We start from the raw sequence: 4,082 nt of genomic DNA, 5'->3' as shown, positions 1-4,082 counted from the left end.
GACGATCCACGACGGGCTGCCATTCGTGGAGGTCATCCCTCATTCGGGACCTCCGACGTCCCGAATGAGTCATTCGCGACGGTGAGGTGGGTGTTCGGTGGCGAGGCAGCCGCGGGAACGGCACCGCCCGTCCGGCCAGTGCCGGTGACGGTGCCGCGCCCGCGGTGGCTCCGCGTGATCGGCGGGACGGCGGCGCACCCGCGTCGCCGTCCCGCCGGGTCGTCACGCCTCCTTGGACGCGACCTTCGAGGCTTCCTTGGACGCCTCCTTGGAGGCCTCCTTGCTGGCGACCTTCGAAGCGACCTTCGACGCGACCTTGCTGGCGACCTTCGAAGCTTCCTTCGACATGAGTTCTCCTCATTCCGTTGACGGTATTTCCCCCGCAGATCCGGTCCGCAATTCCTGCGTTCCGGCGGGGCTCACCCAGATTCACCGACGAACCGTTGCCGGTCAAGGAAAACTCCGACCCACCCGGTGTCATCTTCGTGCCACGGAGAACGTGCCACCGCGAGGGGCTAACCATTTCCGCCCGCACCGCCCACCATCGGCGTACGACGATTCACGGTTGGAGGACACGTGGCGAAGAGCGCGAACCTCTGCTGGGGACAGCACCACCACCTGCTGCGGTACTTGCGGGTGCCGGCGCGGTCGCGGCACGAGGCGCACATCGGCACCAGCTACCCGCTGCCCGCGGGCTGCACGGTCGCGGCCGTCCGTGCCGCGCTGACGCACCTGGTGCGCCGGCACGAGATCCTGCGCACCGTCTACGACCTGACCGGCACCGCCGGCGACGGGTACGCCTGGCCGCGCCAGCTCGTGCAGCCGCCGGCGCCGCAGCCGGTCGTCGAGGCGACCGCGGAGGACGCCGTGGACGCCATCGCGCGGCTCACGCGCACCCCGTTCGACCTGGCCCGCGAGTGGCCGATGCGGGCCTGCGTCGTCACCGGCGGCGGCCGGCTCGTCCGGCTGCACCTGGTCTTCAACCACCTCGCCTTCGACGACGTCGCCCTCGACCGGCTGGCCGCCGAGCTCGACGAGCTCCTCGCCGCGCGCACCGAAGGCCGGCCCGCCGTGCTGGACCCGGTGGAGCACCAGCCGGTGGACCTCGCGCGCTTCGAGGAAAGCCGCACCGACGCCGACCTCGAACCCGCGCTGAGCCACTGGCGCGAAACCATCCGGAAGCTCCCCGAAGACGTCTTCGCCAAGCGTCGCAAGGCATCCGAGGCCGCACACAGCGCCTCCTACACCGTCCCGACGCTGCTGTCGGCCGCCCGGGCGATCGCGGCGCGCGAGCACGTGTGGCCCTCGGCCGTGCACCTCGCCGCCTATGCCGTCACGCTCGCCGCCTACACCGGCGAAACCCTGGTCGCGCACCGGATGTACACCAGCCAGCGCGACGCCAGCGGCTTCGGTGGCGCCGTCACCTGCCTGTCCTACCCGACCCCCGTGCTCGCCGACCTCGGCGGCGACCCGCGGTTCTCGGTCGTCGTCAAGGAGTCCGCCGTCCGCGTGAGTGAGGCGATGGCGAACGCGCACGTGCCTTACGACCGCGTGTACGAGGAGAGCGCGCGGCACGGGAGGCGTGTGGTCGCCGAGCTGAACTTCCTCGACAACGCCCCGCGGTCCTGCCGCACCAGACGCGACCGGTACGCGGTCAACGCCGCCCCCGCCGACTGGGCGCTCGCCGGCTCCGACAGCTACCTGCGCGTCTACGAATGGGCCGACGGCATCACCCTCGCCCTGCAGGCCCTGGACGCGGTGATGGACGCCGAGGCCGTCGAACACTTCCTGCGCGGCTACGCGCGGCTCGTCGAGGCCCACCGCGACCCCGGCACCGACCTGCGCGTCAGCGAAGCCGCCGCGCTCATCGGCTTCACCCCGCCGCCGCCGCGGACCCGGCCCGCGGCCGACGCCGGGCGAACCGGAACCGCGCCCGCCGAACGCGTGCTCGTCGACGTCGTCGCCGAGGTCAACGGCCTCGCCGACGTCGACCCGGCCCGCAGCTACACCGGCGCGGGCGGGCGCGTGCTGCGCCTGCCCCGCGTGGTGGAAGCCCTGCACGAACGCGGCTGGGCGGCCGGGCTCGTCCCGTTCACCACCGCCCGCCCCCTGTCCGCGCTCGCGCACGAGCTCGTGCCGGCCCGCGGCTGAGCCGGACGAAGAGGAGGAAATCATGTCCCTGCTCGAAGCACCCCGCCTGGAGCGGGTGGCGTCGTTCGTGCCGGAGACGAGCCTGCCGGTCGCCGACCTGGCCGGCCCGCTCGGCCTCGACGCGACCCAGCTGCGCTTCTTCACCCGCTTCCTGGGCCTCGACCGGGTCGCCGTCGCCGACGGCCTCGAACTGGCCGACCTGCTGGCCGGCGCGGGGGAGCGCGTGCTGGCCGGAACGGACCGCGACTCGGTCCGGTTCCTGGTCCACGCGCACACCATGCAGCACGTCGCCGTCGCCACGCCCGGCCTCCTCGAGGACGTGCGGACGCGGCTGGAGCTGCACCGCGCGACCGCGTTCAGCCTGTCGCACCTCAACTGCGTGGTCGGCATCCACGCCCTGCACGTCGCCCGCTCGCTCCTGGCCACCGCGGCCCCCGGCGACCGCGTGCTCGTGCTGACCGGCGACAAGGTGCTGATGCACGAGGCCCGCCTCATCCGCGACACCACGATCCAGGGCGACGGCGCCGCCGCGGTGCTGCTCGGCCCGGACCCGCGCGGCGACCGCGTCCTCGGGCGCGCGCTCACCGTGCTCGGCGAGTTCTACCGGGGCATCGACTGCGACGAAGCCCTGCAGCTGCAGTACAAGCACGTCTACCCGGACGCGCTCGCCCAGGTCATGCAGGACGCCCTCGACGACGCCCGGGTCGCCCCCGCGGACATCGCCGCCATCCTGCCGCACAACGTCAACAAGCTGTCGTGGAAACGGATCACCGGCGCGCTCGGCGTGCCGCGGGACCGCGTGTTCCTCGACAACGTCGGGAAGTACGCCCACTGCTACAGCTCCGACCCGTTCATCAACCTGGCGGCGGCGCGCGCGGACGGGCGGGTCGATCCGGGGGACCTCGTGCTGCTGGCTTCGGCCGGCCTCGGGGCGACCTTCGCGGCGGCCGTCGTCGAGATCGGAGAAGGGAACCAGGGATGAATTTCGTGGCACGGCTGAAGAAGGACCTCACCGGCGACGCCGGTGCGCGGTTCGTCTTCGTCAACAACTTCGAGGTGGAGCGCAGCTGGGCGGTGGGCGAGCCGAAACTGCCCGGCGCCGGCATCTCGTTCGCGGGGGCCACCGTCAACCGCATGGAGGAGATGGGCGCGCTGCTCGCCGGCGAGGGCGACCTGGTGGTGCTCAAGGCACCCATGGACGCCGCGTTCGCGGGCTACCTCGCCCGGATCGGCGCGGCCGACGGCTCGACGCTGATCGCCGAGCACAACGACCCGGACGCGATGGTGACCGAGGACGCCCTCAACTCACCGGAGCTGCTGTCCCGGCTGCGCGAGCTGGCCGACGGCAACACCTACCTGATGCCGCTGGGCATCTCGGCGTCGGAAGAGGCCCTCGCCAAGGAGTCCGGGCTGCCGCTGGCCGGCTCGACCGCCCAGATCTGCAAGGCGGTCAACGGCAAGGTGTTCAGCCGCGGCCTGGTCGACTCCCTCGGCCTGCGCCAGGTGCCCGGCCGGGTGGTGCACACGGTCGGCGAGCTGCGCGAGGCCCTCACCGCACAGCTGGCGCTCGGCGGCCGGGTCGTGGTCAAGGAGTCACTCGGCGTCTCCGGCCGCGGCATGGTCGTCGTCGAGGACGAGCGGGGCGCGAACCGCCTGCTGCGCCTGATCGAGCGCCGCGGGGCCGACGCGCCCGCGAACCTGGTCGTCGAGTCCTGGATCGAGCACGCCCAGGACCTCAACTACCAGTTCGTCGTCTCCCGCACCGGCGGCGTCCGGTTCGAGACGGTCAAGGCCGCCGTGCTGAAGAACGGCGTCCACCAGGGCCACCGCTTCCCGGAGTTCAGCCAGCGCGGGGTGCTGAACCTGGCGCACAGCCTGCAGGACGTCCGCGACAGCGTCCGGCGCGTCGATGCCGTTGAGCTTGTTGGCCT

General features: G+C 72.4%; 4 protein-coding genes. 3 read left to right on the top strand and 1 reads right to left on the bottom strand.

Translation table 11 applies throughout. The features are described 5' to 3' along the window. Positions 1–222: 222 nt before the first annotated feature. Positions 223–348 carry a hypothetical protein gene (locus ACWDN5_RS46300; RefSeq protein WP_310969766.1) on the bottom strand — a complete coding sequence of 42 codons (126 nt, stop codon included), beginning with the start codon at positions 346–348 and terminating at the stop codon, positions 223–225. A gap of 228 nt (positions 349–576) precedes the next feature. On the opposite strand from ACWDN5_RS46300, the gene ACWDN5_RS46295 reads away from it, so the two are divergent. The 3 genes from ACWDN5_RS46295 to ACWDN5_RS46285 form a co-directional block, all read left to right on the top strand. After that, on the top strand, positions 577–2,151 hold the full coding sequence (locus ACWDN5_RS46295) for a condensation domain-containing protein (protein ID WP_449680740.1): 1,575 nt from the start codon (positions 577–579) through the stop codon (positions 2,149–2,151). Positions 2,152–2,173: 22 nt separating this feature from the next. Continuing rightward, positions 2,174–3,133 carry a 3-oxoacyl-ACP synthase III family protein gene (locus tag ACWDN5_RS46290; RefSeq protein WP_310969768.1) on the top strand — a complete coding sequence of 320 codons (960 nt, stop codon included), beginning with the start codon at positions 2,174–2,176 and terminating at the stop codon, positions 3,131–3,133. Between the two features lie 5 nt (positions 3,134–3,138). Continuing rightward, the coding region (locus tag ACWDN5_RS46285; protein WP_449680739.1) for a preATP grasp domain-containing protein at positions 3,139–4,082 on the top strand (944 nt) is incomplete at its 3' end.

This window comes from Amycolatopsis sp. NPDC003731 (assembly GCF_053586895.1).
Note: the sequence above shows the minus strand (reverse complement) of the source record. Positions and strands in the feature narration are given on the sequence as shown.